At 77.3% G+C, this 1,986-nt stretch carries 3 protein-coding genes; all 3 read right to left on the bottom strand.

What is annotated here, in order from left to right; all coding sequences use genetic code 11:
* Positions 1 to 144: 144 nt before the first annotated feature.
* On the bottom strand, positions 145 to 711 hold the full coding sequence (locus G3I42_RS35410) for a hypothetical protein (RefSeq protein WP_164291746.1): 567 nt from the start codon (positions 709 to 711) through the stop codon (positions 145 to 147).
* 66 nt (positions 712 to 777) lie between these two features.
* On the bottom strand, positions 778 to 1,572 hold the full coding sequence (locus tag G3I42_RS35415; RefSeq protein WP_164291747.1) for a methyltransferase domain-containing protein: 795 nt from the start codon (positions 1,570 to 1,572) through the stop codon (positions 778 to 780).
* A 115-nt stretch (positions 1,573 to 1,687) separates the two neighbouring features.
* A partial coding sequence (locus tag G3I42_RS35420; RefSeq protein ID WP_164291748.1) for a DoxX family protein occupies positions 1,688 to 1,986 on the bottom strand: 299 nt, incomplete at its 5' end.

The following is a 1,986-nucleotide window of genomic DNA, read 5'->3' on the forward strand; positions in this document are numbered from 1 at the left end:
CCGGCCGCGCGCCGCGCGGCCAGCCCGTCCAGCACCCCGTCGCGGCCCGGAGTGTCCTCGGGCACCGCCGCGAGCAGCAGCGCCGCCTCGTCCTCGGCGAAGACGCAGCCCGCCGCGCGGAGCCGGGCCACGAGGCCCGCGACGTCAGCCACGCCCGCCCATCGTCTCCGGGGGCCTGCGCACCGGGCTGCCCCAGCCCCGTACCACCTCGTAGTCCGTGAACTCCTGCACGAGCCGGTACGCCGCGCCCGCGTGCGGGCCGCGCCGCTCGGCGGCGAGGAAGGACTCGGCCTCGCGGCGGCTGTGGCGCGGCGTCCCGCACAACTGCCACGTGCGCCCGTTCCACATCTCGGGAATCCAGCGCTCGCGGGCCTGGGGGCGGTCCTCCCGCTCGCCGTAGCGCGAGGGGACGACCAGGTAGTCGCGCTCGCCGTCCGGCAGCCGGACCGCCCGGCGTCCGCCGCGCCGCCGCGTCTCGCACAGCAGGCACAGGTCGGGGGCGCTGTCGTCCTTCGGCCCGAAGGGGTGTTCCGCGCACCGCGTGACCGGCTCGGGGCCCTCGACGGTCTCCTCCAGGAGGTCGAGCGCGCGGCGCAGGTCCTTGGCGATCTCGTGCAGCTTCGCCTCGTTCGTGTCACCGCCCAGTTCGTCGCCCTGCTCCCCGAGCGCCCTGAGCGCCCGGCCCAGCGCCGGGATCTTCTGCTGTCTCATGGCGTGCGCCTCCGGTGTCGCGCGTCCCCGTACCCGCCCATTGTCCAACGCCCGCCGGGCAGCCTTTCAGTCCACCCGCCCCACCGGTACGAGCGTGAGCCACGCGATACCGAGCAGCCCCCGGTGGCCGTCGAGCCAGAAGGCGCGCTGCGCGTCGAGCCGCGCCCGTACCGCGTCCGCCTCGGGGTGGCCGGGGTGCAGCGCGAGCCACTCCTCGCCCGCCGCGCGGTACCCGGACTCGAACTCCTCCCACTCCGACGCGCTCGCCGTCTCCGTCCACAGCGGCCGGAAGCCGCCCGCCACGGCCGCGTCGACGAGCGCGCCGAGCGAGGGATGGTCGTCGGCCGCCGCGCCCGGCCACAGCCGTGCCAGCTCCTCCGCGCCGGGGGTACGGGTGAAGAAGCCCTCACCGAGCAGCACCCGGCCGCCGGGGTTCACGAGCCGCCGCAGCTCGGCGAAGAGCCCCGGCAGGTAGTCCGGCGCGTCCGGGTCCGCGAGCGCCTGCCCCGAGCCCCCGCACAGCACGACGTCGGCCGGTCCGCGCGTGGTGCCGCGCGCCGATTCCTCGTACAGCCGCACGCGGGTGTCGAGCCCGCGCTCGCGCGCCCGCTCCCCGGCCCGCAGAAGATCCTCGCCCCGCAGGTCGATCCCGGTGCCGCGCGCCCCCGGTACGGCCTCCAGCACCCGCAGCAGCAACTCCGCCCAGCCGCAGCCGACGTCGAGCACCGTCGCGGGCCGTGCGGCGGCCAGTCGCGCCACGATGCGCGCGGCGCGTTCCTCGGAGAGCGGGTTGTGGAAGGTGAGGGCGGGCAGGCCGGAGGGCGGGGCGTCGGCCGTCGCGCGCGGGTCGGGGGAGGTCATGGGAGCGGACGGTACGGAGCGGGGGCGGGCGGGGCGAATGGTTTTCCGGTGCTCCCGGGCGTACGGGTGCGGGGCCGCCCTTCCGAGGAAGGACGACCCCGCACCCGTACGCGCCTCAGACCTCTTCGGCCTCCGCAGGGGCCGCCTGCCGCACGCGCTTGTTGCGCTGGGCGACGACCGTGAGGGCCGCCGCCGCGCCGCCGATGAGCGCGGCGGGAACCATCCAGTGGCGGTTGAGGGCGTGGCCGAGCTTGTGGTCGAGCGAGTACCTGCCCGGGCCCGTGACCGCGAGGCCGGCCGCGGCGAGGCCGAGGAAGGCCGGGTACTCGTAGCCGCCGCCCTGGGCGAAGAAACCGCCGGGGGCGTGCACGGCGGCGGCGCCCGCCATCGTCCCCGCCGCGGCGGCGCCCGCCG

It is taken from the genome of Streptomyces sp. SID11385, from assembly GCF_010548245.1.
Classification (GTDB): domain Bacteria; phylum Actinomycetota; class Actinomycetes; order Streptomycetales; family Streptomycetaceae; genus Streptomyces.

What these genes read in the sequence shown, in the direction of transcription:
- G3I42_RS35415 (WP_164291747.1), bottom strand. Translation starts at nt 1,572, where the DNA reads ATGACCTCCCCCGACCCGCGCGCGACGGCCGACGCCCCGCCCTCCGGC.
- G3I42_RS35410 (WP_164291746.1), bottom strand. Translation starts at nt 711, where the DNA reads ATGAGACAGCAGAAGATCCCGGCGCTGGGCCGGGCGCTCAGGGCGCTC.